The 26777-nt window shown below is 63.1% G+C and carries 25 protein-coding genes and 1 pseudogene; 14 read left to right on the top strand and 12 right to left on the bottom strand.

Annotation, left to right across the window (positions count from 1 at the left end; all coding sequences use genetic code 11):
- Window positions 1-107 precede the first annotated feature (107 nt).
- Entirely contained in the window at window positions 108-809 is a 702-nt protein-coding gene (locus ALTAJ2_RS08235) for a prolipoprotein diacylglyceryl transferase (protein WP_007109086.1), read from the bottom strand.
- A gap of 726 nt (window positions 810-1535) precedes the next feature.
- Between ALTAJ2_RS08235 and ALTAJ2_RS08230 the strand changes: the two genes are divergently transcribed.
- Together ALTAJ2_RS08230 and ALTAJ2_RS08225 are read left to right on the top strand one after the other, a co-directional pair.
- Complete coding sequence (locus tag ALTAJ2_RS08230) at window positions 1536-2615, top strand: eCIS core domain-containing protein (protein WP_081603356.1); 1080 nt, start codon at window positions 1536-1538, stop codon at window positions 2613-2615.
- A gap of 2 nt (window positions 2616-2617) precedes the next feature.
- Window positions 2618-3532: a hypothetical protein gene (locus ALTAJ2_RS08225; protein WP_049900186.1), complete on the top strand. Its 915-nt coding sequence runs from the start codon at window positions 2618-2620 to the stop codon at window positions 3530-3532.
- Window positions 3533-3647: 115 nt separating this feature from the next.
- Here the strand turns inward: ALTAJ2_RS08225 and ALTAJ2_RS08220 are convergent, their stop codons facing one another.
- The 3 genes from ALTAJ2_RS08220 to ALTAJ2_RS08210 form a co-directional block, all read right to left on the bottom strand.
- On the bottom strand, window positions 3648-4430 hold the full coding sequence (locus tag ALTAJ2_RS08220) for a YihY/virulence factor BrkB family protein (RefSeq protein WP_007109089.1): 783 nt from the start codon (window positions 4428-4430) through the stop codon (window positions 3648-3650).
- Window positions 4431-4548: 118 nt separating this feature from the next.
- Window positions 4549-5292 carry a CAP domain-containing protein gene (locus tag ALTAJ2_RS08215; protein ID WP_007109090.1) on the bottom strand — a complete coding sequence of 248 codons (744 nt, stop codon included), beginning with the start codon at window positions 5290-5292 and terminating at the stop codon, window positions 4549-4551.
- Between the two features lie 114 nt (window positions 5293-5406).
- A complete protein-coding gene (locus tag ALTAJ2_RS08210) occupies window positions 5407-5718 on the bottom strand; it encodes a lycopene cyclase domain-containing protein (protein ID WP_007109091.1) in 312 nt (103 codons plus the stop codon).
- A gap of 105 nt (window positions 5719-5823) precedes the next feature.
- Here ALTAJ2_RS08210 and ALTAJ2_RS08205 point away from each other — a divergent pair, with 105 nt between their 5' ends.
- Entirely contained in the window at window positions 5824-6981 is a 1158-nt protein-coding gene (locus ALTAJ2_RS08205; protein WP_007109092.1) for a CBS domain-containing protein, read from the top strand.
- A gap of 144 nt (window positions 6982-7125) precedes the next feature.
- Here the strand turns inward: ALTAJ2_RS08205 and radB are convergent, their stop codons facing one another.
- Entirely contained in the window at window positions 7126-7857 is a 732-nt protein-coding gene (gene radB, locus ALTAJ2_RS08200; protein WP_007109093.1) for a DNA repair and recombination protein RadB, read from the bottom strand.
- Between the two features lie 96 nt (window positions 7858-7953).
- Between radB and ALTAJ2_RS08195 the strand changes: the two genes are divergently transcribed.
- Window positions 7954-8721, top strand: coding sequence for a hypothetical protein (locus tag ALTAJ2_RS08195; RefSeq protein WP_007109094.1), 768 nt, complete (start codon window positions 7954-7956; stop codon window positions 8719-8721).
- A gap of 160 nt (window positions 8722-8881) precedes the next feature.
- Here ALTAJ2_RS08195 and ALTAJ2_RS08190 read toward each other — a convergent pair whose 3' ends face one another.
- The gene (locus tag ALTAJ2_RS08190; RefSeq protein ID WP_007109095.1) at window positions 8882-10399 is read right to left on the bottom strand and encodes a hypothetical protein; all 1518 of its coding nucleotides are present in this window, start codon (window positions 10397-10399) and stop codon (window positions 8882-8884) included.
- Between the two features lie 743 nt (window positions 10400-11142).
- Here ALTAJ2_RS08190 and ALTAJ2_RS08185 point away from each other — a divergent pair.
- The 4 genes from ALTAJ2_RS08185 (at window position 11143) to ALTAJ2_RS20430 (ending at window position 15175) form a co-directional block, all read left to right on the top strand.
- Entirely contained in the window at window positions 11143-11595 is a 453-nt protein-coding gene (locus tag ALTAJ2_RS08185; protein ID WP_007109096.1) for a hypothetical protein, read from the top strand.
- A gap of 543 nt (window positions 11596-12138) precedes the next feature.
- Entirely contained in the window at window positions 12139-12906 is a 768-nt protein-coding gene (locus ALTAJ2_RS08180; RefSeq protein WP_007109097.1) for a hypothetical protein, read from the top strand.
- Between the two features lie 427 nt (window positions 12907-13333).
- Window positions 13334-13552 carry a hypothetical protein gene (locus ALTAJ2_RS08175; protein ID WP_007109098.1) on the top strand — a complete coding sequence of 73 codons (219 nt, stop codon included), beginning with the start codon at window positions 13334-13336 and terminating at the stop codon, window positions 13550-13552.
- Between the two features lie 1011 nt (window positions 13553-14563).
- Entirely contained in the window at window positions 14564-15175 is a 612-nt protein-coding gene (locus ALTAJ2_RS20430) for a hypothetical protein (protein ID WP_007109100.1), read from the top strand.
- 114 nt (window positions 15176-15289) lie between these two features.
- On the opposite strand, the pseudogene larC reads toward ALTAJ2_RS20430, so the two are convergent.
- Window positions 15290-15391 (bottom strand): annotated as a pseudogene (larC, locus tag ALTAJ2_RS20425) (nickel insertion protein); the annotation flags it as partial.
- 210 nt (window positions 15392-15601) lie between these two features.
- On the opposite strand from larC, the gene ALTAJ2_RS08160 reads away from it, so the two are divergent.
- Window positions 15602-17830 carry a CDC48 family AAA ATPase gene (locus tag ALTAJ2_RS08160; RefSeq protein WP_006184308.1) on the top strand — a complete coding sequence of 743 codons (2229 nt, stop codon included), beginning with the start codon at window positions 15602-15604 and terminating at the stop codon, window positions 17828-17830.
- Between the two features lie 279 nt (window positions 17831-18109).
- Here ALTAJ2_RS08160 and ALTAJ2_RS08155 read toward each other — a convergent pair whose 3' ends face one another.
- Window positions 18110-20344, bottom strand: coding sequence for an AAA family ATPase (locus ALTAJ2_RS08155; RefSeq protein WP_007109101.1), 2235 nt, complete (start codon window positions 20342-20344; stop codon window positions 18110-18112).
- A gap of 84 nt (window positions 20345-20428) precedes the next feature.
- The gene (locus ALTAJ2_RS08150; protein WP_007109102.1) at window positions 20429-21067 is read right to left on the bottom strand and encodes a helix-turn-helix domain-containing protein; all 639 of its coding nucleotides are present in this window, start codon (window positions 21065-21067) and stop codon (window positions 20429-20431) included.
- Between the two features lie 86 nt (window positions 21068-21153).
- Here ALTAJ2_RS08150 and ALTAJ2_RS08145 point away from each other — a divergent pair, with 86 nt between their 5' ends.
- Window positions 21154-22056, top strand: coding sequence for a ribonucleotide-diphosphate reductase subunit beta (locus ALTAJ2_RS08145; RefSeq protein WP_007109103.1), 903 nt, complete (start codon window positions 21154-21156; stop codon window positions 22054-22056).
- An 85-nt stretch (window positions 22057-22141) separates the two neighbouring features.
- A complete protein-coding gene (locus ALTAJ2_RS20255; protein WP_007109104.1) occupies window positions 22142-22276 on the top strand; it encodes a DUF7128 family protein in 135 nt (44 codons plus the stop codon).
- Between the two features lie 3 nt (window positions 22277-22279).
- Here ALTAJ2_RS20255 and ALTAJ2_RS08135 read toward each other — a convergent pair whose 3' ends face one another.
- Together ALTAJ2_RS08135 and ALTAJ2_RS08130 are read right to left on the bottom strand one after the other, a co-directional pair.
- Window positions 22280-22525 (bottom strand): DUF7508 domain-containing protein, encoded by a 246-nt coding sequence (locus ALTAJ2_RS08135; RefSeq protein ID WP_007109105.1) that lies wholly within the window; start codon window positions 22523-22525, stop codon window positions 22280-22282.
- A complete protein-coding gene (locus ALTAJ2_RS08130) occupies window positions 22525-22956 on the bottom strand; it encodes a DUF5796 family protein (RefSeq protein WP_007109106.1) in 432 nt (143 codons plus the stop codon). Before ALTAJ2_RS08130 ends, ALTAJ2_RS08135 begins: the two co-directional genes overlap by 1 nt.
- A gap of 336 nt (window positions 22957-23292) precedes the next feature.
- Between ALTAJ2_RS08130 and ALTAJ2_RS08125 the strand changes: the two genes are divergently transcribed.
- Window positions 23293-24165, top strand: coding sequence for a shikimate kinase (locus ALTAJ2_RS08125; RefSeq protein WP_007109107.1), 873 nt, complete (start codon window positions 23293-23295; stop codon window positions 24163-24165).
- Window positions 24162-24497: a chorismate mutase gene (locus ALTAJ2_RS08120; protein WP_007109108.1), complete on the top strand. Its 336-nt coding sequence runs from the start codon at window positions 24162-24164 to the stop codon at window positions 24495-24497. The genes ALTAJ2_RS08125 and ALTAJ2_RS08120 overlap by 4 nt, the downstream gene beginning before the upstream one ends.
- A gap of 238 nt (window positions 24498-24735) precedes the next feature.
- Here ALTAJ2_RS08120 and ALTAJ2_RS08115 read toward each other — a convergent pair whose 3' ends face one another.
- Window positions 24736-25389, bottom strand: coding sequence for a helix-turn-helix domain-containing protein (locus tag ALTAJ2_RS08115; protein ID WP_007109109.1), 654 nt, complete (start codon window positions 25387-25389; stop codon window positions 24736-24738).
- 131 nt (window positions 25390-25520) lie between these two features.
- On the opposite strand from ALTAJ2_RS08115, the gene ALTAJ2_RS08110 reads away from it, so the two are divergent.
- A complete protein-coding gene (locus ALTAJ2_RS08110) occupies window positions 25521-26261 on the top strand; it encodes a TlpA family protein disulfide reductase (protein WP_007109110.1) in 741 nt (246 codons plus the stop codon).
- Window positions 26262-26777 lie beyond the last annotated feature (516 nt).

Here is a 26777-nt window from a genome sequence, read left to right as displayed (position 1 = left end):
TAGTGTTCAATACGGTGTCATCACTGTTCCGATGGACGGAGCCTCCCGTCGATCGGTTCCTCGGACTCGAGCGGCGGCGAGCCGGGACGGCATCCGCATCGGGGCAGTTATCTCGAGAAGAGTCGCGCGAGCCGACCGAGCAGTCCGGGACTATCGTCCTCGTCGTCGTTCGTCTCGGTGCCCGCGTCCCGGTCGACCGAGCCGGCGAGCGGGCCGGCATCGTCGGGCACCGCCGTTTCGGTCTCGGCCCCGCCGCGGTGGCTCGTCTCGAGGTCGTCCATCGAGAGATCGACGTCGTCGATCTCGGGCGTCGATTCCCGACCGTCGCTGGCTTCGGATGCGCGGACGTCCGCCCCGGTGACCGTTCCGTCGTCGACGCGAGCGGCGAGGTCCTCGAGCGAGGCGTCGTCGGGGAGCGACGACGCGGCCGCGTCGACCGTCGCGCCGTCGGTTGCGTTCGCTCCCTCGTCCGATCCGCCGTCGGCGGATTCCGTTTCGGCGGTCGCTTCTGCGGTCGGCTCCGGCGTCGGTTGCCCGTCGTCGGTCGTCGACTCGTCAGCTGCGGGCGTCCCGTCGTCGTCGGCCACGGTGGTGACGGACTCGCTCGAGAGGCTCGTCGTGACGGCCGCGTCGGTCGACGCCGTCGAGTCCGATGGCGCCGAATCCAGCGACTCGAGGATGTCGTCGACACTCTCCTCGGAGACGACGCGCTGGGGACCGCCGCCGGGTTCGGAACTGCCCGTCGAATCGGTCTCGTCGGCCGCGCCAGCGTCGTCGGTCGCGGTGGAGGTCGATTGCTCGTCGCTCATCGTGATGCTCTGTCGCTGCTGGGGACATAATCCTTCCCCCAGGGCACGGGCAGTGTTCAAAGTAGATCGACGGGTGGGGCGGCGGAATGTCCGTGGTACCTCTGCCGGAAATCAGCTGCCTCAGCGGGAATCGTAACTCACTCGTGTTCGATTTTGTGCAGCGCGAGGAGACTCTACGCGAGCTACTGAGTTCGGTATTCGTTTTCATGTGGCTAGTGCACGATTAATATTCGTTCAACGAATGAAACCGTCCGCTCAGTCAGATTTTGTACTGTTTTCGACACGCCAATTCGCAATCGTTGAACCATCGCTGCAAACCACAGACCGCACCGAGACTCACTCAATCCGAACACTAATTAATAGTAACCACTATGGCTCCGGAACCAAAACGGTCGGAGTAGTACAGCGATGGGACGATACTCTTCGCGCCCGGGGCGCTCGTCCGACGAGGACTCCGACTCCTCGTTCTCGGTTCAGCGACACCAGTCCACTGATCCGAATGGTGCGGTAGACCGAACGAGCAGTGAGGGGACAACGGCGGCGTCGAACGGGTTGCCCGCGTCGCTCGGGTCAACAAGCGAGCGAGTACAGCGGCTGAAAGAACTCGCCAACTCCTCGCAGTCCGAAACCGCTTCGGACTCGATCGGCGCGCTCGATGGTGCGGCACGCCTCCAGCGCGCGAAACAACAGGTCGACTCGAGTACGGATCTCACGGCAACTAGCGGATTGGGTGCCGCTGCCCGGCTGCAACGAGTCAAAGAGCAGACCGGCCCCGACAGCCCGGGGTCATCTCGGAGGGGCAGTAGTCCTCGACTTGGCACCCAATCGGGTCGAGGCACCTCAGGCGCACTCCAGCGCAGTGCGGCAGGCGGAGCACAGACCGGTAAGGCTGGTGAGACACAGGTCCCGGAGGGAGTTCGGGACGTAATCTCCTCACCCGGCCGGTCGCTGGATACCTCCATCCAGCGGGCAGTCGAAGATCGGATGGGCGACTCGCTGGGTGACGTACGGATTCACACCGGGCCGAAGGCTGCGCAGGCGTGTGATCAGATCAACGCTCGAGCGTTCACGGTCGGCAACCACGTCGCGTTCAATGCCGGCGAGTACGACCCCTCGAGTCCTGAAGGCCAACACGTCTTAGCCCACGAACTCGCACACGTCCGCCAGCAGACCGGCGGTGTGGTGTCGATGCTTCCCCAAGAGGATCTCGGCCTCGAGATCGATCCGGATCCGCAGTTAGAGCGCGAAGCCGAGGAGACTGCGCAGCAGGTCATGAACGGCGGCGAGTTGGGCATTCAGCGGATGGCCACTACTGAGATCCACGTCCAGCGGAAGGATTGGAACGCGGGGCCGTCGAATGTGGAGCGGTTGTCGACGGACGAGGGTCCGGGTTTCGTCGAGGAGACGATCGACGACCTCACGACCAAGACTTACAGGCTGACACGCGCACAACTGACTGATCTGGTCGAACAGGTCGACAGTGCGGAAGAACTACCCGCCTACATCGAGGCGAACGATATCGACGCGGCGAGTCGGCTACAGGATTCCATGAGTAGTGGCCCCAAGGGCGCTATCAGAGGCTGGAAAGTGGGCTCGACAGCGGGAATGTTCGCTGGGCCGACCGGGACCATCGGCGGCGGACTCGCCGGCATGTCCATCGGCTACATCTTCGCGAAGAAGTTCGGCGATACCACTGCCGGCGAAATACAAAAGCGTCTCCGAGACTTACTCGATCTTAGCACCGATCAGGAATTCGAGACGAAAGAAGAGGGTGATGAAGGAGACAGTTACTTTGGGATTCTATAAACATGGATGCATCTATTGAAGGCAAAACCGACGAAGGAATTGGAATAAAAGTCTTCGACAATAGTGGCGTTGAGCATAGAATCGAGATGTATCTACATGGAGAGATTGTTTACCACTCAGTAGATGAGATCCCAGCGGATCCGTCAGAGCGCACGACTACTGAAGATGAACGTTTCACACAGGCCCGCCGATACGCACAGTACTACGTCGCTCAGGAGACGGAGCACGACACGCTCCCGTGGGATCTGAGCCCCGACCGGTTCGAGGACGTTCGTCAGGCGCTCATGGCACTCTCGAGCGATGAAATCGAGGAGTTGTTCGGCGACTTGCTGGCCCAGAGTCTGAGTCACTATCGCGACGATCCGAACGTGGATACCGCGGGAGTCTCCCGTCCGTTCGACCTGCCCGCGGACAAGATCGGAACGGACGATGCGGTCCTGTACAAACAGGAACTCTATCTTGACGACGCTGGCGACATCGAGGCCGTCTCGGGCGTCCTGATCACCTACTACGTCGCAAGGGGCGAGCGGACGACCGTTCGTCACGGCGAGACCCCCGATCGTGACCCCGATGCGTGCGTGGAAGTATCGCCTGCGCCGTTCGTAGCACCCGAACCGTTCCGGGATTACCTCGTCTACAATCTCCGCTGTCAGATTCGGGATTGCTACGTCGGGATGGGGCTGGAACCGCCTGAAACGTACAAGGTCCTGGGTCCCGGCCAGTACCGCTTTACCGGAAAGTACCAGCACTTCGATTGCTATCCAAAATACTACGACAAAGACGCTGCCATCCCCGGCTACAGCCACGATTTCGTGCCCGAACTCCCCATCTCGGACGCGGAACTCGGTGGACTCGTCGATCCGACCAGCGAGACATCCCTGTACGATCAGATCAAAGGCGCGCTCTTTAGCCGGTGAGCGGTGTGATCTCCGTCCCGCCGACGGCTGCAACCGAGCCCTGACGGCGGTGGCCGCCACGAACGCCGACTCTACCCGGCGAGCGGACCGAGACGGAATCGGACGCGAGACCGCGTTAGTCGGCGAGCGGCGGCTGGGCGCGGACGACGTTGAGGACGGCACCGACGAGAATGATGATGCCGGCGAAGTACAGCCAGGTGACGAACAGGAGGACGGCCCCGACGGCCCCGTAGGCCTCGTACTGGGCGGCGTTCGACGCGTACAGCTGGAATCCGAACTGGAGGATCGTCCAGCCGACCGCCGCGAAGAGCGCGCCCGGGAGCACCTCGCCGAGAGTGACAGGGATCGGCGGGAGGACGTAGTAGATCGGAAGGAAGACGAAGACGAGTCCCGCCAGTAGCGCGACCCAGCCGAGCAGGCCGACGAACGGGACGGTCTCGGGGACGACCCGGAGCGCCGCGCCGATCCCGATCATGAGGGCGAGGGCGACTGCACCGGCGACGATCACGGTGAGCCCGTCCCTGATCTGATCGACGAGGGTATCCTCGGCGATTTCGTCGTAGACTTTGTCGAACGCGAGGCTCAGGCCACGAAAGACCTTGAGCGCGCCCCAGGTAGCGACGAGGAACGCGACGACGGTCGCCTCGGCACGGCCCGATTCGGTCGACAACGCGTCAGTGACTAACTGTTCGCCCGACGCCGGGAGGAAATCGCCGGCGGCGGTGATCAGCCGCTGGGCCGCTTGTTCACCGCCGACAACCGATCCGACCACGAGCGCGAGCAACACGAGCGGGATCAGTGAGACGAACGCGTAGTAGGCGAAGCCAGCTGCGAGAAAGCTGAGATCGCGGTCGCTCGCCGTCCGATAGATCGCGGTGAGTGTCTCCGGAAACTCCATACGGACCGTACGACGGTCGGGTCTACTAACGTATACGTGGTTCGCCGTGCCGACGGCCGGTCACCTCCACGTTTTCGCCGTCTCCGTCACCGTTCGAGACGGTGTGTCCGACCGACGGTCACCATTCGCGACAGAAGTTCTGGCCTGCGTAGACGGAGCCGTCCTCGGCGATGTAGACGCCGACGCCCGCGCGATCCCAGCGGGGCGTCTCGCCCGCTTCGAGGATCGCATGCCGGTGGTCCGTGGAGTTCATCCATTGATCGACCAGCCCGTTCGCGAGGGCCTCGGCGGTCTGATAGCGGACGACATCGTTGCTATCGGGTCGCTGGACGCGCCGATCGACCCACGTCATGGCGATATTCTCGCCGTACCCACGGCAGTAGCTGTCGACGTCCTCGAATCGGTCGTAGGGTCCTTCGCCGTCGGGGTTCGTATGATCGAAGTACTCGCTGCGGGCCATGTCGTACGCGTGCGCGCGAGCGACGGATGCGACCGTCCCGTCCCACTCGAGAGGGGGGAGGTCGTGCTCGGCCCGGCGCTCGTTGATTTCGGCGTGGACGAAGTCCTCGACGGTGGGGGACCTGATCGTCTCGATATCGGTTTCGTAACTCGAGTTCCCGGGATCGTCCGGATCGGTCACCGCGGGGGTGCGTTCGCCGGCCGGCGGCGGCTCGGAGCTGGGCGAGGGTCCGTCCTCGAAGCCGAGGCCGTCGATGAGGGTGGGCGCGAACAGCGCCGTTCCGAGCGCGAGCGAGCAGACGAGGGCGACGGCGACGAGAATCGTCGCGACGCCCCGAAGCAGCGCACGGTCAGTGCTCTCCGCCGTATCGGGTGCCGTCGCCGCGGGCCGCGGACCGTCCATTAGTTCAGGTATTGATCTCCCGGTACAAGACAGTCGCGATCGCTTACATGTCGTGAGACGGTGTGTCCACGTAGTGAGACGAGCAGGCCCCGTCGAGAACGGAAAACGGGTCTCTCAGCGGTTCGCGGCTCCGTCGCCGAAGATCGTCTCGTGAATCCCGATGACGAGTCCGGGGACGACCGCCATGAACAGGTGTTCCTCGAGGGGGATGCCGGCAACGTCGATGCCCGTCCGGAGTTTGATGTCGAAGACGCCCACGGCAAGGGTGTACCGGTCCCAGACGTAGGCGATCGGGTAGAGCGCGAGGACGGTCACCGCCGCCTTCCGAAGCGCGTTCGCGCGACGCAACAGGAGGACGGCGACGGTACCCCAGACCACCTCCGTGAGGAGGTAGGTGTAGCGACCGAAGACGCTGATATCGAGCATCGGCCGCCGATTCAACGGCTAGTACAAAAACCCCCTGGGTGATCCCCTATCGATAAAACGGGCAGTACCTTAAATACCTCTGCGACAGTAGCTACTCCTAGAAGGATGAATATCGCTGATATCGCCACCACGGAGTTCATCGAAGTCGACGTCGGCACACGCATGGGGAAGGTCCGTTCGATGTTCGAGAACGGCAACCCCAAGGGAATCATCGTCACCGACGACGGGGAGTACGAGGGCGTCATCAGCGAGCGGGAGATCCTCCAATCCCACGTCGAGGACGACGCCAAGGTCGCGGCACTCACCAAACCGAGCCGAAGCACGCCGTCGCCCAAGGTCGACCGGCAGGAAGACGTCAGAGAAACCGCGCGCGTGCTCGTCGAGAGCAACGCCAAGGTCGCGCCGGTCTTCGAGAACGGCGACCTCTGGGGCGTCATCACCGACGACGCCATTCTCGAGGCGGTCCTGGAGAACCTCGACACGCTGACCGTCGAGGACATCTACACCGCCGATCCGGTCACGCTCACCGAGGACGACGGGGTCGGGAAGGCGATCAACCACCTGCGCGAGCACGGCATCTCCCGGCTGCCGATCATGAACGAAAACGGCTACCTCTCCGGGGTCGTGACGACCCACGATATCGCCGACTTCGTCATCCGGGAGAACCACACGACGACGACCGGCGACCGGGTCGGCGACACCCAGCGCCTGCTCGACGTGCCGGTCTACGACATCATGACGAGCCCCGTCGAGACGACGACGCTCGACGCCACCGCCAAGGACGCCGTCGAGACGATGCTCGAGAACGATTTCGCGGGGCTGATGGTCACGCCGGCGGACGACGACCGCGTCGTCACCGGCGTCATCACCAAGACGGACGTCCTGCGCGCGCTGACGTTCACCGAGGAGGAGCACATGGACGTCCAAATCACGAACATCTCGATGCTCGACACCATCACCCGGGAGTCGATCGTCCAGAGCATCGAAGATGTCGCGGACAAGTACGCCGACATGCAGGTGATGCACGCCCACGTCCGTTTCCACGAGCACAACGAGAAGCTCCGTGGGACGCCGCTCGTGCAGTGTCAGATCCGCCTGCGGACGAACAAGGATCAGGTCGCCGGCACCGGTGAAGGCTACGGCGCGGAGAACTCGTTCCGGGTCGCGCTCGACAAACTCGAGCGCAACGTCTTGGAACTCAAAGGCGTCACCAGCGACGAGGAGTACCGCGGCCAGCTCCTGCGGAAACTCAACCAGATCTAAGGCGGCTCACACCGCGTCGAACTCGCGGGTCTCCGGCGGTTGCGTCTTTTTTGGAGAGACGGCCCGGTAACCGAGTCGTATCGGCTGGGGGCCGGGGGATCGTCGCACTCGCCGATCGGTTTCGGAACGGGACCGAAACGCGTGTCACCCCCGTCGCGTGTCGTCGTCGCCCTCGAGTCCGGTCTCGGTGATCCGGAACTGCGCCGACTCCCCGGCGGGCTTCGAGCGGTGTTTCTCCAGCGTCGCGCGTCGTTTCCCGCCGCGGAAGCGCTCGAGGCGGACGACCGTTCCGGTCCAGTGTTCCAAGGTGTTGCCGCCGAGTCCCCTAGTGCGATCCGAATCGGGATCGGCGAAGACCTGATTGGTCAGGACGACCGCGAGATCGTGTTTTCGGGCCAGCGAGAGCAAATGCGTCACCTGCCGGGTGACGCTCCGGAGCGCCTCGCCCTCGTCACCGTCTGCGGTACGCTCGAGGCGGTAGAAGCCGGTCGCGCTGTCTACCACGATCAGGGCCGCGCGCTCGGCGAACTCCTCGGCGTCGCGGACGGCTTCGGCCTGTTCCTCGAAGTCCAGTACGTCCTCGATGACGATTCGCGAGGCGACGGCCTCGATGTCGTCCGGCTCGGCCCCGTCTCGCGACGACCGGCCGGTGGTTGCCTCGAGCAACTGCTGGAAGCGGTCGACAGACACCCCCTCGGTGTCGATGTAGACCGCGGTCCCGCCGTCGACGGCCGTTTCCACGGCCGCCGATAGCGCGAGGTTCGTCTTCCCGGCGGCCGGCGGGCCGTACAATTGCGTGACGGTGCCGCGTTCGAACCCCCCACCGAGCAACTCGTCGATCGGGCCACAGCCGGTCGGAATCGCCTCGTCGATCACGGTTCGAGTTGGGGTGGGACGCGCAAAAAGGCCCCGGAACGGGTGCCCGCTCGCGGTTCGGGTACGTTTATTCCCCACCGGAGCGAAGTCGGATTCGTGATCGTCGTCGCTACGGCGGACTTCGAGGTATACCACGGCGTCGTCAACGAACTCCGCGACCGCGGAACGACGTTTACGACTATCGAGTCCGACGCGGAACTCCCCGAGCAGGCAACTGTCGTCGTCACCGACGCCGACAACGCCGACGCCTTCGCGGACGTGCCGACGATCGTCGCCGACCCCGACGACCCTCGGCGGACGGTCGACCGGGCGCTGGCGGCGGTTCGCGGCGACGGCGGCCGGACGGTCATCGGCGTCGATCCGGGAAAGAAACCCGGGATCGCCGTCCTGACCGGCGAGACCATCGTCGCAACGTTTCAGGTCCCCCTCGGCGACGCGGTCGACGTGATCCAGCGCGAGGCCGCCGAGGCCCCGTCGCCCGTCGTCCGGATCGGCGATGGCTCCCGCCTCGAGAGCGCGAAACTGGTCAACGAACTCGATACCGTACAGGTCGAACTCGTCGACGAGACGGGGACGACCCCTTATCTCGGTACGGGCGCGCGGGGAATGGGCGACGTGCTGGCGGCGGTCAACATCGCCCGGCTCGAGGGGGAGGTCGTCGACGCACGCGAGATCGAACCGACGGAGGGGGAACTGCAGGTCATCAAGGACCGCTCGCGCGAGCGAAGCGAACACAACCGGGCGATCGACGAGGTGCTCGCCCGGCGGGTCGCCGCCGGCGACCTGACGGTCGACGAAGCCCTCGCCGAACATCGAGACGACGGGGACGGATCGGCGACGCCGGACGACCCGGACGAGTCGTAGTCGGCTCCCGTACCGGCTGCGCGGCCGTTCTCGAGGCCGCACTCGCGTCCGTCGGGGACGACGGGACGCGCCGCTCCGATGGGGTCGCGGTGGGTTCGAAAGAAACGAAAGCTGTCGGTCACTGCGGCCGAACGTCGGCCGTGTGACACACTGTGATGAGTTACGCGCCGGCCCAGACGTTCGTCGAGGCGACGGACGTGAGCTGGACGTTCTCGTTCTCCTGAAGGCTGATCTGTGAGCTCCCGGCACTGCCGCCGTCTTCGGCGACCGCGACGGCGGCGTGTTGCTCGTTGAGGTTCTCCTGTGTGATGAGTTGGCTCTGCTCGACTGCCGCGCTCGCGGTCTGCTCGGCGTCGTTCGTCTGGTTCGCGGTCCCGGCGTAGTCGTACGACGCACCGGGGATAGCCTCGCCCGCGTTGCCGTCGACCGTCACGGTCGTACTCGAGGTCCGGGTAACGTCGTCGGTGACGTAGCCGGGGCTCGCGTAGACGTTGATGGCGTCGGCGTAGCCGACCTGTGCGTTGTAGTTTTGCTGGTAGGCCAGCTGAACCGCGGTGGATTCGCTACCGTTCTGTGCGATGGCTAGTGCGGTGTTTTGCAGGTTGATGTTCCGCTGTTCGACCTCCTGCTCCTGGGCGACGCCGGCGGTCGCGACCTGCTCGCCGTCGATCCCGTCTTTCTTGTCCTCCTTGTCCGGTTCGCTGACTTGGGTCTCGGTCGAGAGGATGTCACCGCTGACATTGCCCGCGGTCGCGACGTTCATTCCGGTGGCCGTCGCCATCAGGTTCGAGGCGTCGGCGCTCCCGATCTGTTCGTTGAGGTTGCTCTGATCGGTGAACTGGATCGCCGTGGCGGTACTGTTCTCGCCGATGGCGATGGCGACCGCACCGCCCTGTTCGTTGACGTTCTCCTGGACGACGTCCTGTGACTGCTCGAGCAGCGCGTCGGCGTCCTGGCCCGTACTCGAGCCAGCGCCGTGGTCGCCCGACTTGTCTTTCTTGTGCCCGACCTTGCCGTCACCGAGGTAGACGTTCGATGCGTTGGCCATCCCCTCCTGAAGGTTCTCGTTTCGCTGGTAGGACTGCTGGAGCGCGGTCGCATCGCTGTCGTTCATCGCGAAGGCGAAGGCGGTACTCTGGTTGTTGTAGTTGATCTGCCCGACCGTCTGGGACTGAGCGACGCCGGCGACCGCTTCCTGTGTGATCGTCTCGTCGTCGCCCTTCTTGTCCTTGACTCCCCAGCCATCGAACTGCTGGTCGCCGCCGTTGCCGATAATGAGGTTGACGTCGCCGACGTTCTCGAACTGAGTCGTCGCGGTCTCTACCTTGCCGCTCTCGGTGATCGCCTCGCCGCTCTGGACGTTATCGTTCTCCTGGTTGGCTTCCTGGATGGCGGTTGCCTCGCCGCCGTCGATCGCGATCGACACCGCAGAGCCTTGCTCGTTGATGTTGACCTGATCGACATCCTGGTACTGGATGACTTCAGCCGAGGAGTCGGCCGACTCCTTCGCGTGCTCGTCGATATACTCTTCGAGCGACTGGTCGCCGAGATCCGCCCCGAATACTAGGTACAACTCCTCCCCCTGCTCGAGTGCGTGGACCGTTCCGTTCTCGAAGTCGCCGTCGCCCCCTGCAGCTGCCATCGGTACACCGGCCGCGATCATGGACAAGGCGACCATACAGGCCATAAGGAGTGTCGTAGTTCGTGAGCGTCTCGTTGTCTTGTTTCTCATTGATCGTTTGATTTGTGTTTTGATTGTGATTTCTTGCTAGGTCTGTGCGTCGCAAACCCTTCTATCCCGATTACAGACTTTGTTATCTGTATATTTCTGCGGGGAAGAAGGCTGATACCGAACTGAAGGGAGTCCTTACGCGATCGGTCTCGAGAATGGTTCGAAACGCGACCGCCGGATTACTCTCTGAGCCCAGCTCGGTCCCACAGAGGCCCCAAAGACGATCGAAACCCCCGAAGCATCGCTTCTACAGGACCATTGTGACGCCGGGACTGTCAGAGTATTTGATCGGTAACTCGAGTAGCTGTTACGGAGCGGAAAGTTTGGGTTAGAATCGGCAAGAAATCGGGTGTACCGGCGGAAAATCCCGTCTCAAGCTGGAATCCCCTCTTCCGTGGGATCGGTGCGGCCCAGCTTCGGATCGGTACGGACGCCATACGCGATCGATAGTCTCGAGCCTCGAGTCTACGCTGAAACGATCGGTCAATTCGAGATAGGAATTGAAACGGTACGGTCAACCGCTACTATGGAGCGAAACCGTGCCCTGTCTTCATATGAATCTCCGAAGTGTGCCTTAGTCGGGAGACACGCAGCAAACGGGAGGCTAACGGCGGTTACATCCGACGAGCGGCAGCTATCCGTCGCATGCCGACTCGATAGCGTTCGTGTCTCCCGGAAAGATTGAAACTATGAAGGTGACACGAAACACGATCCTGACGCTCGTACTCGCCGCCAGCCTGCTGATGGTTGGTTTTGCCGGAACAGCAGCAGCCGGCGGTACATCCGTTGCGTCGGACGACGATCAAGTCGCAGCGGCAGCCGTCCTCCAGAATCAAGAGGTCTCTCAGGTTAACAACATCGACCAAGACGCCAACCAGACTGCCGATCAGGAGGCTACTGGACTCGGAGTCGAGATCAGCGAGAGCTTCAACGAAGACAACGAGTTCCCGATCTTCGATCGGCAGGCCACAAGTCAGGGTTTGGCCGATAGCAGCAACGGTATGGAAAACGGCGATGGGTTCAACCTCGAGATCGGCACTACTGGTGACCAGACGATAGAGCAGAACATCAGCCAGACGGCCGAAGCGTCGAACACGAACTCACAGACCGGTAGTGCGTCCGCTGTTAACTACGACTTCTAAAGAGGAGTCTCACCGCTCGGTTCGCGATAGTACTTTTTTATCGAAGTGGACTGGAAAACGAACTCCGTCGACCGACAGATCTCGAGTCTCCGACTCCGAGTCGACTCGCGAGGAGGCCGTCTGTAGCAGTCGAATAGCGATCGATAGTGTTGCCCTGATTTCGATGCCAGCAGCCGGCGGTTCGAGTCGCCATCTGTATCGGTTTCTACTACCGTTCGAAGCACTATGATGGATCACAAACACTATTCTCCGCTCGAAATACAAGTGGCGATGCTATTCTGTAATTTTAGATGATATACTGACCTGTACAATGTAGGAATCGGATAGTACTGTGAACAGTGATTTGCCTTCATATGGGCTGCTATGGTCCGGTCTGACCGGGCGAGGCACCACGACAATGTGGGAGAAAATCGAGACGCGGTCGGTACGCGGTGTCGTGTGTTTCGATGGCCAGTGTCCTATCGGAAATCCCGCATGGCCCGTGTGTGCCCACCCGGACAACCAGAGATCTACCAAACTATGAAAAGGACAATAACGGTACTGATGACGCTCGCTCTCGTCGGAAGCATGGCCTTCGTGGGCTTTGCAGGAATGGCTGCCGCAGGTGGCGACCATCACCACGATGACGACGACAGCAGCGACGATCGAGCGTCGTTCTCGAGCGTCAGTCAGTCCCAAAGCGTATCGCAGACGAACGTGATCGAGCAGAACGCCAGCCAGTTCGCCGATCAGGACTCGATCGGGGTCGACGTCGACCTCGACGACGTCATGGACGATGGCGATGATGGGACTGACGGCGACATGCAAGGCAGTATTGAAACCATCAGGTTCACCCAATCAGAGGGACCAAACCCAGTTGCTGTGTTCGAATGGGATAGTGACAATGAAGAGTTCGTCCTTGTCGCGTCCCTCCAGTCGGTTGAAGAAGGAGATATCACCGTTGAGGCGACTTCGTTCAACGATGAGGATGAGCCGATCGCAGCCGAGTACTCCCTCAACGACGGACTCCCACCCGGACAAGCCCCTGACACTGCAATCGTCACGTCGGATGGCCAGACCTGTTCCTTCACCGTCCCCGACCTTGGGTCGCCGCCTACCTTCCCCACTACCGGAACAGTGACCGCGTGTACCACTGACGATGGTGGCGACAACGGCGACAACGGTGACAACGGCGACAATATCGAAGACTCCACCGGTGATCAAACTGTCAACCAGCTAGTCGAGCAGAACGCTAACGCGTCGAACTCGAACACGCAGAGCGCCAACGCGGACGCCTTCAGTGGCGACCTGGCCTCGATCATCGCCGGCTGAGACGGTCGCTGTCCGGACGATTCCACCTTCGCTTTTTTGCGCCGTGCTCGAGTCGACTACGCGACCGTATCGACCACGCGACCGGCCCGACTCGAGGCAGAGTGACGGCGACGGCGGATTTCACGCTCGCGTTCGCGGAGTCGCATCGAGCCCCGCCGCTCGAGGCGGTATCCTTACGGCTTGTTAACAGTAGATATAAGTGACAACACATCAAACCGAAAACCGGAAGCCGGTCTCCAGCGGCAAGGGGGCTATATCGAAATGCCCCGGGTGGTCAGGTCACCCGAGACGTGGCTTCCAAATCCACGGCCGGATTCGGTTGCCATGATTACGTTGATTCTACCGGGATATAAACGTCCCGCACGACGACAGAATCGCCCGACGCGACTAGTGTCGACGCCGCTCTCGACCGGGAGGTACGATCGCGATGTGTAGCGAGGAGCCGACGGATGGTGATGAGCGGCGAGTGGACGACTCGGCGCTGCTCTCGTGTCCCAGTTGCGGCCAGCCCATTACCGCGCTGACGTCGACCGGACCCCATACCGGCGTCGTCGAGCCCTGTGGCTGTTCGGTCGCACCCGGGCTGGTTCACCGCGAGCGCGATAGCGGCGGCCACCGCGAGACCGGGTGCGAGGACGACGAGTAACTCGGGGCTCGGCGCTCGAGCCCCGGCGGTCAGCCGACCGGTCGGCGTCGCGAGTCGAACGCACGACCACACCACCCTGCTGTCGACACCACCACCACTCCGTCGACGCACCCTACTGTCGACACCGCCCCGTCGACACGATCGGCCGGTCGGTTCGCAAACGGGCCTCGAGTCCAGCCGTTTCCGATCGCCACACCGTCACCCACGGCGGAAACAGCAGCCGACAGCGCGCGCCACCGCATGCCACCAGTCGGGTGTGATTCGTAGACCCCCTGTACAGAGCGATTCGGTGATGCCGAGACCACGACTCGGAGCGATGGTGGCCCCAGCCCGGCCGCCGGGACACTCGAGGCGGTCGCTCCTACCGACCGGTCGCGGCCGTCGGTAGGCACACCGAGAGCCCAGTACGCTATCGGATCGACCGGGGCAGAGACCGGACGATGAAACGGAAGGTCGTGGTTAGGGACTACGGGGAGTGAGTCGGCGTTCGGGTCGCCGCGATCGACCGACGGGTCCCGACGGCGACGCCGAGACGACGAGTCGCGTCTCGAGTCCTCGCTTCGAATCGGTCGAAAACCGTGATAACGACGACCGTCGCCGGGGTTGCGTGTTCGTTCCATCGGTGACCATCCGACTGGCAAGCGACCGACTCGCTCTCCGTCTTCCTGAATTATGACATTCGTGATATGATCGTCAAAGCTGATACGAGCGCTGTAATTCGGAAGCAGCGGTATATCAGTCCCCTAACTCCGTTCTACAATACCGATTCGTACACGTTGAAACGATTTAGTGTCGTCTATTTCATACAGTCCTGTAACCCGCACAATTTAGATATCGACTATCAGTTTGAACGGTGTTTCGCCTTCATATGGCCGTACACGGTCGATTTCGACGGGTGATCTGCATGGAAAAGCGAGTCACGGCCGACGTGCGACGCGGTGAGCCGTGACGACCCGTGTCCCCTCGGGCAGTGTTCGAGTACGTGTGCGATCACCCGAACTTCAACACACTATGAAACGGATATTCACCGCACTGTTGACAGTCGCCCTCGTCGGGAGCCTGGTGGTTGCAGGTGTTGCCGGCACGGCAACCGCAGGCGAGAACGAAGACACCGAAGCGGAAGCGATCGACTCCATCACGTTTTACAACGACGACGGCGATCTCGAGCAGTTCGCCAAGGCGACGTGGACCGGCGACGAGTTCGTGATCGAAAAACTGGACGGCAACGACGACGTCTCCCTGACCGCCACGGAGTACACCGACGACGGCCCGGTCGAAGTCGAGTGGACGTACGAAGGGTACGTCGGCAGCGACCACCCGGATCTAGTCCGCGTCAACGCCGGCGGTGAGACGTGCGACTACGCGGTCGACTCGTCCACCTATCCGTTCACCGGCACGGCGACTGCCTGTGACTTCGCCGATGACGACGATGGCGAGGACGGCAATGGCGAGGACGGCGAAGACGACAACGCCGACGACGGTGAGGAAACCGATGGCGACGACGAGGTCCCCGACAACGGGACGATCGACGAGGCCGTCGACGAGATCGTCGACTCGACGACCGACTCTGACACCCAGACGTCGTCCGCGATTGCCGATCTGGTCGGACTCCTCCTCGGCTGAGGAGCCTCCCCATCGCGATATCGCTTTTTCGACCGCCGATCGAGACGGGTAGCGAGGGCCGCGCTCGACGGCTGCTTCCGCCCGCTCGAGGATCGCGAGCGCGTCGCGTTCGACCGCCGGCTCGAGGGCAGCGGGGTCGGCACCGGCGTCGAGGAGCGTGGCGAGGATCATGTCGCCGCTGGCACCCATTCGGCCGTCGAAAACGAGGGTTCGCATGTCCGTTCTCGGGCCGGAAGACGCAAAGAGCCATCTCTCACCGTTTGCATCCGGACGACGCGATAGGGCCAAAACCAACCGAGGCCGGTACATCTTTGTAACGTCCGGCCCTATCTGTGTGTGATAGCTACTAGCACAGGAAATGACTCACACTAGCAAAAAACCTATCCGCGCACGAATCGGAGTCATTGACATCGCCGTCCCTAAAATATGAACGAAGTTCAACTGGAGGTTGCGAAGGCGTACCCGAACGACTCGGGTCGTGGTATCGCCCGACTCGACCCGGACACGCTGTTGCATCTGAAGCTGAGTCCGGGCGACATCATCGAGATCGAGGGTGCAGATACGACTGCCGCGAAAGTCTGGCGTGCAGACCGGCAGGACTGGAACACGGACACCGTCCGTATCGACGGCTTCACCCGTCAGAACGCCGACGTCGGTATCGGCGAACGGGTGACCATCCGGAAGGCGGAAGCGACGAAAGCCGACAAACTGGTGCTCGCACCGCCCGAGGAGGCGTCGGTCCAGTTCGGTTCCGACGCCGCCGGCATGGTGAAACGGCAGATCCTCAAGCGGCCGGTCGTCGGTCGCGACATCGTCCCGGTGATGTCCTCGACGAACCATCCGTTCATGCGGTCGCCGGGCCAGGCGATCCCGCTGATCGCCGTCGAGACCGAGCCCGAGGGGGTGGTCCTCATCACCGAGGACACTGACGTCGAACTCCGCGAGGAGCCGATCTCGGGATTCGAGAAGACCGGTGGTGGGATCACCTACGAGGACATCGGGGGCCTCCAAAACGAGATCCAGCGGGTCAGGGAGATGGTCGAACTCCCGATGAAACACCCGCAGATCTTCAAGAAGCTCGGTATCGAGCCGCCACAGGGCGTGCTCCTCCACGGGCCGCCGGGCACCGGGAAGACCCTGCTGGCCAAAGCGGTCGCCAACGAGACCTCCGCCAGTTTCTTCTCTATCGCCGGGCCGGAGATCATCTCGAAGTACTACGGCGAGTCCGAACAGCAACTCCGGGAGATCTTCGAAGACGCCACCGAGGAGTCGCCGTCGATCATCTTCATCGACGAACTCGACTCCATCGCGCCGAAACGCGAAGACGTCACCGGCGAGGTCGAGCGTCGGGTCGTCGCCCAGCTGCTGACGATGATGGACGGCCTCGAGTCCCGGGGCCAGGTCATCGTCATCGCGGCGACCAACCGCGTCGACAGCGTCGATCCGGCGCTGCGCCGCCCCGGCCGCTTCGACCGCGAGATCGAGATCGGCGTCCCCGACGAGACGGGCCGCGAGGAGATCCTCCAGATCCACACCCGCGGCATGCCCCTCTCGGACGATGTCAGTCTGGGCCACCTGGCCGACGAGACCCACGGCTTCGTCGGGGCCGACATCGAGAGCCTCACCAAGGAGGCCGCGATGAAGGCGCTCCGGCGCTACCTCCCCGAAATCGATCTCGACGAGGAGGACATCCCGCCGAGCCTGATCGACCGGATGATCGTCAAACGCGAGGACTTCCGCGGCGCGCTCAACGAGGTCGAACCGAGCGCGATGCGGGAAGTCCTGGTCGAACTCCCGAAGATCTCGTGGGACGACGTCGGCGGACTCCAGGACGCCAAGGATCAGGTCCAAGAATCCGTCGAGTGGCCCCTCTCGAGCCCCGAGCGGTTCGACCGGCTGGGCGTCGATCCGCCGGCCGGGGTGTTGCTGTACGGTCCGCCGGGGACCGGGAAGACGCTGATGGCGAAAGCCGTCGCCAACGAGACCAACGCGAACTTCATCTCGGTGCGCGGCCCGCAGCTCCTCAGCAAGTGGGTCGGCGAGTCGGAGAAAGCCATCCGCCAGACCTTCCGCAAGGCCCGCCAGGTCTCGCCGACGGTGATCTTCTTCGACGAACTCGACGCGCTCGCGCCGGGCCGGGGCGGTGAAACCGGTTCGAACGTCTCCGAGCGGGTCGTCAACCAGCTCCTGACCGAACTCGACGGGTTAGAGGAGATGGGCGACGTGATGGTCATCGGCGCGACCAACCGGCCCGACATGATCGACCCCGCACTACTGCGCTCGGGGCGCTTCGATCGACTCGTCATGATCGGCGAACCCGACGTCGACGGCCGCGAACGCATCCTCGAGATCCACACCGAGAACACGCCGCTGGCCGCGGACGTCACGCTGCGCGAGATCGCCGAGATCACGGACGGCTACGTCGGCAGCGACCTCGAGTCGATCGCCCGCGAGGCGGCGATCGAAGCCCTGCGCGAGGACGAGGAAGCCGATATCGTCGAGATGCGTCACTTCCGGCAGGCTATGGAGAACGTCCGGCCGACGATCACCGACGATATCCTCGACTACTACGAGCAGATCGAAGAGGAGTTCCAGGGCGGCACGAGCGGCCCCGATCCGACGGGGCGTCGCGGGAGCCGCATCGGATTCCAGTAGTCGCGGTCGTCGATCACCCTCGATGCCCAGAGGGTAGGTTTCGTTTTTGGCGAGGAGTTCTCTCGAGCCCCGAGAGCCAGCGATCCGTGCCCGACCCGTTGGAGCCACGATCGTCAGCGATGGCGGCCGATGTGTTCGACGGATCAGCCGGGCCGATCACCCGTGGCTGAACGTGTGCGTGGCGTCCGACGGACAGCCTCGCAGCAGTTCGTGTAAGGAGGCGTGACCGGTCCTTCGATGCCGATAGGACGACCCGTTGCCCGTCGTCCGCCGCCCGGTTTATGCCGTGTCCACTTCCTCACGCGCGGCCTCGAGGTGCCGGCGGTCGACGACGACCTTCGACGCCCGTTCGTTCGCCGCCTCGGGCCCGTACTCGTCGGCGACCTCGCGGATCGCTCGCATCGAGGCGTTCCTGACCAGCGCCTCGAGATCGGCACCGGTGTACCCCTCGAGCTCGGCCGCGAGGTCGCCGATATCGATGTCGTCGGCCAGCGGTTTCCCGTCGGTGTGGACCCCGAGGATCTGTTCTCGAGCCTCGAGATCGGGCTCGCCGACGAAGACGTGGGTGTCGAGTCGGCCGGGACGCAACAGGGCGGGATCGATCTGGTCCTTGCGGTTGGTCGCGGCCAGCACGACGAGGTTGGGGTTTTCCCGCATCCCGTCGAGTTCGGTCAACAGCTGTGAGACGACGCGTTCGGTGACCTCGTGGCCCTCGCCCCGGGCGGCCGTGATCGCGTCGATCTCGTCGAAGAAGACGATCGACGGGGCCGACTGGCGGGCGCGTTCGAACACCTCGCGGATCGCTTTTTCGGACTCGCCGACGTAGCGGTCGATGATCTCGGGACCGTCGACGCGGACGAAATTGACGTCCGTTTCGCCCGCCAGCGCGCGAGCGAGCAACGTCTTGCCGGTCCCCGGCGGGCCGTACAGCAGGACGCCGGACGGCGGCTCGGTGTTGGTCTCTTCGAAGAGCCGATCGTAGGTCAGCGGCCACTCGACGGACTCCCGGAGCGTCTGTTTCGCCGCCTCGAGGCCGCCGACGTCAGAGAAGTCGGTGGTCGGCGATTCGGCGACGTACTCGCGCATGGCGGACGGTTCGACGGACGCGAGCGCGGCATCGAAGTGCGCTTTCCGGACCGTCGGGTTCCGGCTCCAGTCCCGGCGCTCGTCGGTATCGGTCGGCCGGTCGCGGATCGCGGCCATCGCGGCCTCGCTCGCGACGGCATCCAGATCCGCACCGACGAAGCCGTGGGTCCGTCGCGCGATCGTATCGACGTCGACGTCGTCGGCGAGGGGCATGCCGCGGGTGTGGACCTCGAGAATCTCGCGGCGACCGTCCTCGTCGGGGACGCCGATCTGGATCTCGCGGTCGAAGCGACCGCCCCGCCGGAGCGCGGGATCGATCGTATCGACCCGGTTGGTCGCGCCGATGACGATGACTTCGCCGCGGGCATCGAGGCCGTCCATCAGGGTCAACAGCTGGCCGACGATCCGATTTTCGGCGTCGCCATCGTCGTCGCGCGTGCCGGCGATCGAATCGATCTCGTCGAAGAAGACGATCGTCGGCGCGTTCGCTTCGGCGGTTTCGAACACGTCGCGGAGCCGCTCCTCGCTTTCGCCTTTGTACTTCGACATGATCTCCGGGCCGGAGATCGTCTCGAAATTGGCGTCGACCTCGTTGGCCACCGCGCGGGCGATCAGCGTCTTGCCGGTTCCCGGCGGGCCGTACAGCAACACGCCCGACGGGGGCTCGACGCCGAGCCGGCGGAACAGGTCCGGCTCGGACAGCGGGAGCTCGATCATCTCGCGGACGAGTTCGAGTTCCTCGTCCAACCCGCCGATGTCCTCGTAGGTGACGCCGGAGTTCGTTCCGGGGCCGTCGATGCCGCCTTCGGAACCGGCATCGGCGGTGACTGCCGTCCCCGACGAATCGGTCGAGTCGCGGCCGCGATCGGTCGTCCCGGAGCCGCTCGAACTCGCGATACCGCCCGGTCCCGCCTCGGCGTCGACGATCCGAATCGTCGTCGCGTTCGTGATTCGAACGTCGCCGTCGGGATCGGTGTCGGTGACCCTGAACGGCTGTTGGTCGATCCCTTCGATCCGAACCTGTTCACCGGCACGGACCGGCCGGTTCCGTAGTTTTTCCGTCGCTTCGTTCTCGGCGGCCCGCCGCTGGCGTTCGGGCAGTCCCGGCGGCGCGACCAGCGTGACCCGGTCGGCGTCGGTAATGGTCGACTTGTCCTTCGCGCGAACGGAAACCGTGTCCCCGACGTGGACGCCGGCGTTCGCACGCGTGTCCCCGTCGATCTGGATGGCGGTCTCGGGGACCGACTGGTCGGCAGGCCACATCTTTGCGACCGTCGTCTCCGTGCCCTCGATCACGACGGTGTCGCCGCTCAGGATACCGAGCTGGCGACGCGTCGGTTCGGGAATCCGTGCGACGCCCCGGCCGGCGTCACCTTTCTCCGCAGCGCGGACCGACAGCGTCACGCCGTCCGATTCCGACGAACTCATACACGTTCCTTTCGGACCAGTCGCCTTGAGAATTGCCCTCTCACCGGCAGTTTCCCGTCGCCGCCGATTCGGGGCGGAGACCGATCACAGGGCGTTCTCGAGTAACCGATCGATCCCGCGTCGCAACCGCTCGGAGGCCGACGGTGCCGAAATACCGAGGCGATCGCCGACGACTTCGGTCGAGGCCTCTCGCGGGACCGCGAAGTAGCCCGCTTCGTGGGCCGTGACGAGCGCCTCGTACTGTTCGTCGGTAAGCCCGAACGGCGGATCGTCGGTCGACGACTCGCGTGTCAGTCGCTCGAGTTTGAACGCACTGCCGCGGTCCGTACAGAACGCGCGGTACTCCGCGAGCGCGTCCCGGTCGGGAAACCGGGCCCGCCCCCACCAGCCGTCGACGGTAACGATGCCACCAAGCGGGGTGGTCCCCAGTTCGACGTACTTCCGGTAGATCGGGAGCGGCGGGTTCCGCAATTTGATGCGGTACATCGCACTGCCCTCCCCGTTACCGTCGTCTATCGTCGCGTACGTGTCGACCGTCGGGTCCGCCGCGAGCGCCTCGAGAAACCCGTCGTCGGCTCCGACTGCGCGACAGAGGACGACCGGTCGATCGGGATCGATGACGAGTATCCGCTCGATGTAGAGCGTGACGTCCGGGACGGCCGCTACCGCGTCCGTCAGCGGGAGGTCGGGGGAGCTGAGCTGAAACTCGGCGATGAGTCCCATAGCGGGCCTTCGACCGCGGACTATATAAACGCCCTACTGTATGAGATATAAGCTCATCGGACTGCGACGCATATGTTCGGGTGAGTATGGCCGCCAACGACCACCCCGCGATGCAACTCGAGACGACGATTCGATCGCACAACTACTACCGAAACGCGGTCGAGAAACACTGGGACCCCCACGAGATCGATCTCGAGGCGGATCTCGAGGGCGTCGCCGAACTTCCCGATTCCGCCTTTACGGGCCTCAAGCAGTCGCTCGCGCTGTTCGGCGCGGGCGAGCAGTCGGTGACCGAGGACCTCGCGCCGCTGGCGATCGTGCTGGCGGACATCGACGATCAGATGTTCATCACGACGCAACTCTACGAGGAGTCGAAACACACCGACTTCTTCGATCGCTACTGGCGCGAGGTGATCCACGCCGAAGAGGATCGACGCGGGCAGGACCGCTCCTCGCCGACCGACGAGCGGTGGTTCAACGAGCCCTACGACGAACTGTTCGAACGCAACGAGCGGGCGATGGCACGGCTTCTCGAGGAGGACACAGCCGAGACTCGAGCGCGTGCATACTGTCACTATCACCTGACGATCGAGGGGATTCTGGCTCAGACCGGCTACTACGGGCTCACCCTCGCCTACGGTGAGAACGAGCCCGAACTGCCCGATCTCCCGGGACTGGTGGAGGGGCTCAAACTGATTCGCAGCGACGAGGGCCGTCACGTCGGCTTCGGGATGGCGAAACTCAAGGGACTCGTCAGCGACGGCGCGGTTGAGCCGGACCTCCTCCGCGAGACGATCGACGAGTTGGTGCCGCTCGTCCAGGAGAGTATCGCGGGCGACGAGGGGGCCAGTTCCGAGGACGGCCCCGGCCCGAACCCCGCCGACCTGGCCGACTACGCGTACACGAAACACGAACAGCGAATGCAACAGATCACCTCCGCGAGCGAGCAGATCCCGGCCGTCGAAGAGCTAACCGAACTCGACGCCTGATCGCGATCGGTCCGGGCCGACGCCCCGTTCGACGGCGACGGTGCCCGGAGAAACGCCTTTTGTCGTCCGTGTTCCATCGTCTCCCATGGTCGTCCAGACAGAGCGCGACGACACCACCTGGTACGAGTGTGAGACCTGCGGGCTTCTCTTCGACGAGCAGTCCGACGCGGCGGCACACGAAAAGCGGTGTGACGGCTCCGATCCGACGTACATCCAGTAGCGGCTACTCGAGTCGGTCGCGGTGCTCGGCCGCGAGTTCGCGTGCTCCCTCGAGCGTGTGCGTCTCCGTCCAGCGGACCCGATCGCCGTCGCCGTAGGCGACCGCGGTCTTGAGTTCGTCCCGGAGAACGCCGTGGTCGACCGCCAGTACCGTCCCCGACCCGTCGCCGAGTTCGTAGACGCCGGGCCGGTCCGGCGCGGCGGCGGCCGTCTCGCGCTCGAGGTCGCGCCAGGGTTTCTGCAGCGGCATTAATCCGTGTCCTCGACGAGTTCGTAGGCGAGTTCGCTCAGTTCGTCCTCGGCGAAGACGAACACCCTCCCGTCGACGACCGAGAGGTCCGCCTCGACGCGGACCGAGTAGGCGTCCGTCGCGACGGTCACGCCCGGAAACAGTTCCGCCTCGTCGTCGCGGTCGAGCATCACGCGGCCGACGCCGGTCGACTCGAGGATGTCGTCGTGGGTGTTCCGATCGTTGACGTACGTCATAGCACCCTCGACCCCGTCGGGATCGGTGACGAGGACGTGGACCTCCTTCCCCGGCGGGGTCGTTAGCGGTCCTTCGATGGGCTCGGGGGGACCGTGGTAGAACACCTCTCGACCGTCGTGGTACTCGACGACCACGCCACCGTCGACGAAATCGACGCCGATCGTACTAGGGGGGACGTCGTTGCGTGCACTCATACCGACTCGTTGGGTCGGATCGGGGAAAAGCGGTGTGCTCTATCGGTCCGTCATCTCGAGTCACGCTACGCGCGCGTCCTGGCGGACGCCGTTCTCTACGGGCTGCCGAGTCGGCGTTTCGAACCCGGCCAGAATATAGTAGCAACTGAAAGTCATCGCACACCTGACCGTACGACTGCGTTGCGATCAGTGTGTGAATCGTTGCAGTTGCTACTATAGCCGGACAGCAGTCGAGCGTCGCGAACGAGCCCGAGCGGATCCGGATCGCTACCGACCGGTCGCCGGCGGAGTCACGAGACCGTCAGCCGTAAGTACGCGCTCTGAGAGAGTCCGGGTATGGATGGCCGTGCTGTCGCCCCCGCAGCCGGGACGGTACTCAACGCGCTCGCGACCGGCACCGGGTCGGCGTTCGCGATCGATCTCGAGACGACCGCGACCGTCGAACTCACCGAGGACGGCGAGGTCGTCGGCGAGGTCGCCGGCCAGCCCGAGGCCGATACGACGCTCGTCGAACGCTGTGCTGCGATGACGATCAGCGAGTACGCCGCGCGGGCCGGGTTAGACGCCGGCACGGTTGGCGCTCGCGTTCACACCGAAAGCGAGGTGCCGATGGCCGCCGGGCTGAAGAGTTCCAGCGCCGCCGCCAACGCGACGGTGCTCGCGACGCTGGACGCCCTCGCAGTCGCCGACGCGGTCGAGCGGATCGACGCCTGCCGACTGGGCGTTCGAGCCGCCCGCGACGCCGGCGTGACGGCGACCGGGGCGTTCGACGACGCCAGCGCGAGCATGCTCGGCGGCGTGACGGTAACTGACAATACGGCCGACGCACTGCTCGCTCGCGAGGAGGTCGACTGGAACGCGCTGGTCTACACGCCGCCCGAACAGGCCTACAGCGCCGACGCCGACGTATCGGCCTGCGAACGCGTCGCCCCGATGGCCGATCTCGTCGAGGAACTCGCGCTCGACGGCCGCTACGGCGAGGCCATGACCGTCAACGGCTTCGCCTTCTGTGGCGCACTCGAGTTCTCGACGGATCCGATGATCGACGCCTTGCCCGACGTAACGGGCGTTTCGCTTTCGGGCACCGGCCCGAGTTACGTCGCCGTCGGGGAGCGAGACGCGCTCGAGACGGTCCGAGAGCGATGGGCCGAGCGGGACGGAACGACACGATTACTGCGAACGCGAACGGACGGCACACGACGGATATGACTCGAGATCAAACTGATGCGGCGACGGACGGCGGAATCGACGAGGAGGAACGGACACCCGAGGAGATGGACCTCGACGAACTGCGCGAGGAGATCCGGACGATCGACCGGGAACTCGTCGAGTTGATCGCCCAGCGAACCTATGTCGCGGACACCATCGCGGCGGTCAAAGACGAACAGGGGTTGCCGACGACCGACGAGACACAGGAACAGCAAGTCATGGAGCGGGCCGGGGAGAACGCCGAACGGTTCGACGTCGACGCGAACCTCGTCAAGGCGATCTTCCGGCTCCTGATCGAGCTGAACAAAGTTGAGCAGCGTGAAAGCAGGTAGCCGAATTCGACTATTTCAGACCTTCTATTGTCGGTCTGGTTGCTGATTCTTCTTCCGGCAGTTGCTCTTTCGTTCCTCAATCGATGACAGATGACACGGCTCCATAGCCGTCCGGGGTCACTGAATCAAAGAGGGCCCACGTGGCAGAGATCGATGCATCACGAAAATCAACGTCCGTGAATCCTTCAGCTGACAGGTGTCGCGTGCTGCATACAGAGGGGGTGTCCATCGAATCGGATCAGGGACGGATATGCTTGAATACGCGCGATTCGATTTTCTGGAGATGCTCGCCTACGGTGGCAACAGAACAGTCCAGTTGTTCCGCGATATCACTATGGGTCGCCTGCCGTGGAACGTCGTAGTATCCGAGGGACAGAGCGACATCCAGAACCTCTCGTTGGCGGTCGGTCAACAGGGCTACGATGTGTCCTCCTGCGTCCGGATACGGGCCGATACGCTCGATAGTCACGTCGAGTTGCGGCGGCACGTCAGCAAGCGCCTCTCGTAACACATCGTTCGTCTCGCCAAGCATCTCCACGCTGAGCCGTCCGTCGCTGGTACTCCCGATCGGGAAATTGAAGAACACCTCGTGGATTCGGGGGAGCTCTAAGAACCGCTTCATGGCAGGCGGTGGCCGAGCGTGTATATACACGAGCCCGTTCTGTGGCTCCTCGCTGGAGATACTGTACCCGAGTACGTCCGTGTGGTCACCCAACAATCGTCTCGCTTCGTCGAGGTCACCTCGGAGCCGACCAAGCAGGATGACGGTTTCATCCGCGAGGACGTTAAGATGGTAGATTTGCTCTCTTTCGAATTCCGAGTCCGCACCGAACATTCTATATGCGATGTGTGAACTGTCCGGTTGGTCAAGCGTGAAGGTGACAGCCCGCATGCGCTAGTCGGCCTCCGTTTCGATGCTCTCTGGATTCATTGCTCATAGTTCGCTCCACTTCGACTTATATACTACCGATAATACTAGGCAGTCTCCAGACCTGTCTCGTCACCCTACCCACTGGTAGAACCATGGCTGAGTCACGAACAGATCCGACGGGAGACGAACCGACGAATCAGTCGTATAACTACAGGCATTTCAGCCCGGAATACTACGACTTCAGAAGCTTCGACGGGCCCGAGCCAGGCGACGACGCCCCCAATTTCGAAGCTATAACGCTGGAAGGAGAGACGGTCGAATTTTCGGATTTCAGGGGGAGTTGGGTCGTCCTAGAGACCGGTAGCATCACGTGTCCCATCACGGATTCGAAAGTCCACGTGATGGACGAACTCCAGAAGCAGTTCGAAGACGTGATGTTCATCCTGCTGTATACGAGGGAGGCTCATCCAGGAGAACACTTCGAGGCTCACGACTCGTTGGAAGCCAAACTCGAACGAGCACGGACGTTTGCAGCCGAGTACGACGTTGAGCGCACCGTCCTCGTGGACGACGTTGAAGGAACCGCCCACAGGAAATACGGGGGAATGCCGAACTCGGTACACATCGTGAACCCCGACGGCGTGGTCGTGATGAGAGGCGACTGGAACAACGTATGGACAGTGACGGAGGTACTCAAAAATAGGGACGAGAACAGAATCTACGAACGCGAGATCTACCGAGGCAGCCCGGTATTCTTCACACAGAAGAAAGGGGCCACGAGAGTGCTAGCCAATGCAGGCCCACAGGCTGTTTGGGATTTCATCAGGAATGCGCCAGCACTGGCACTGATGCATCTGAAAAAAGAGTTCAGAAGTAAGCAGTCGAAAAGATAGGGTATGGACGAGCGAGAGATTGAGAAGGACACGCGGCGGTCGTGGAGGAGTCGCTGGAAAGGGGAGATGGCGGAGGGGAAACCGGGAGGTGAATTTGTTGAGTGTGGTGATGGGGAGGTGTGGATGTCGTCGGTGTCGGGGGAACGGTATTGCGAGAAGCAAGTCAAGGAGCAGTTGCGGGAACGTCACAGACCCTTCCCGAGTCGTTAACAGTCGCTGAGGGGTTGTCGTGTCGTACTTCTTTGCCAACTTCTCCATCTACACTCGACTCTCACAGTACACCCATGCTAAAATCCTGGCTGTACAGAACGATTCGGTTCGTTTGAGCGGGCCTCGCTGGACTCCTTACATATCACCATTATCGAGTATTTATAAGCGAATGCGTTTCAATGACTGTACCCATCGATAACGACACCCTTGAACCCGAAATTCACCCTATTTTCACGGAAGTACATCATGGACTTTAGCTACCTGAACAAAGTGGAACAAAGGGAAAGTCGGTAGCCGAAAGCGGGG

Source organism: Natrinema altunense, assembly GCF_000731985.1.
In the GTDB taxonomy this organism is placed as follows: domain Archaea; phylum Halobacteriota; class Halobacteria; order Halobacteriales; family Natrialbaceae; genus Natrinema; species Natrinema altunense.
This window is presented reverse-complemented; position numbering and strand designations above follow the sequence as displayed.

Coding starts and splice junctions, on each gene's coding strand:
- ALTAJ2_RS08160 (WP_006184308.1), top strand. CDS start 15,602: ATGAACGAAGTTCAACTGGAGGTTGCGAAGGCGTACCCGAACGACTCG.
- ALTAJ2_RS08125 (WP_007109107.1), top strand. CDS start 23,293: ATGGATGGCCGTGCTGTCGCCCCCGCAGCCGGGACGGTACTCAACGCG.
- ALTAJ2_RS08180 (WP_007109097.1), top strand. CDS start 12,139: ATGACGCTCGCTCTCGTCGGAAGCATGGCCTTCGTGGGCTTTGCAGGA.
- ALTAJ2_RS08150 (WP_007109102.1), bottom strand. CDS start 21,067: ATGGGACTCATCGCCGAGTTTCAGCTCAGCTCCCCCGACCTCCCGCTG.
- ALTAJ2_RS08205 (WP_007109092.1), top strand. CDS start 5,824: ATGAATATCGCTGATATCGCCACCACGGAGTTCATCGAAGTCGACGTC.
- ALTAJ2_RS08130 (WP_007109106.1), bottom strand. CDS start 22,956: ATGAGTGCACGCAACGACGTCCCCCCTAGTACGATCGGCGTCGATTTC.
- ALTAJ2_RS08235 (WP_007109086.1), bottom strand. CDS start 809: ATGAGCGACGAGCAATCGACCTCCACCGCGACCGACGACGCTGGCGCG.
- ALTAJ2_RS08110 (WP_007109110.1), top strand. CDS start 25,521: ATGGCTGAGTCACGAACAGATCCGACGGGAGACGAACCGACGAATCAG.
- ALTAJ2_RS08185 (WP_007109096.1), top strand. CDS start 11,143: ATGAAGGTGACACGAAACACGATCCTGACGCTCGTACTCGCCGCCAGC.
- ALTAJ2_RS08175 (WP_007109098.1), top strand. CDS start 13,334: ATGTGTAGCGAGGAGCCGACGGATGGTGATGAGCGGCGAGTGGACGAC.
- ALTAJ2_RS08210 (WP_007109091.1), bottom strand. CDS start 5,718: ATGCTCGATATCAGCGTCTTCGGTCGCTACACCTACCTCCTCACGGAG.
- ALTAJ2_RS08225 (WP_049900186.1), top strand. CDS start 2,618: ATGGATGCATCTATTGAAGGCAAAACCGACGAAGGAATTGGAATAAAA.
- ALTAJ2_RS08190 (WP_007109095.1), bottom strand. CDS start 10,399: ATGGTCGCCTTGTCCATGATCGCGGCCGGTGTACCGATGGCAGCTGCA.
- ALTAJ2_RS08155 (WP_007109101.1), bottom strand. CDS start 20,344: ATGAGTTCGTCGGAATCGGACGGCGTGACGCTGTCGGTCCGCGCTGCG.
- ALTAJ2_RS08135 (WP_007109105.1), bottom strand. CDS start 22,525: ATGCCGCTGCAGAAACCCTGGCGCGACCTCGAGCGCGAGACGGCCGCC.
- ALTAJ2_RS08220 (WP_007109089.1), bottom strand. CDS start 4,430: ATGGAGTTTCCGGAGACACTCACCGCGATCTATCGGACGGCGAGCGAC.
- ALTAJ2_RS20430 (WP_007109100.1), top strand. CDS start 14,564: ATGAAACGGATATTCACCGCACTGTTGACAGTCGCCCTCGTCGGGAGC.
- ALTAJ2_RS08115 (WP_007109109.1), bottom strand. CDS start 25,389: ATGCGGGCTGTCACCTTCACGCTTGACCAACCGGACAGTTCACACATC.
- ALTAJ2_RS08145 (WP_007109103.1), top strand. CDS start 21,154: ATGGCCGCCAACGACCACCCCGCGATGCAACTCGAGACGACGATTCGA.
- ALTAJ2_RS08215 (WP_007109090.1), bottom strand. CDS start 5,292: ATGGACGGTCCGCGGCCCGCGGCGACGGCACCCGATACGGCGGAGAGC.
- ALTAJ2_RS08120 (WP_007109108.1), top strand. CDS start 24,162: ATGACTCGAGATCAAACTGATGCGGCGACGGACGGCGGAATCGACGAG.
- ALTAJ2_RS20255 (WP_007109104.1), top strand. CDS start 22,142: ATGGTCGTCCAGACAGAGCGCGACGACACCACCTGGTACGAGTGTGAG.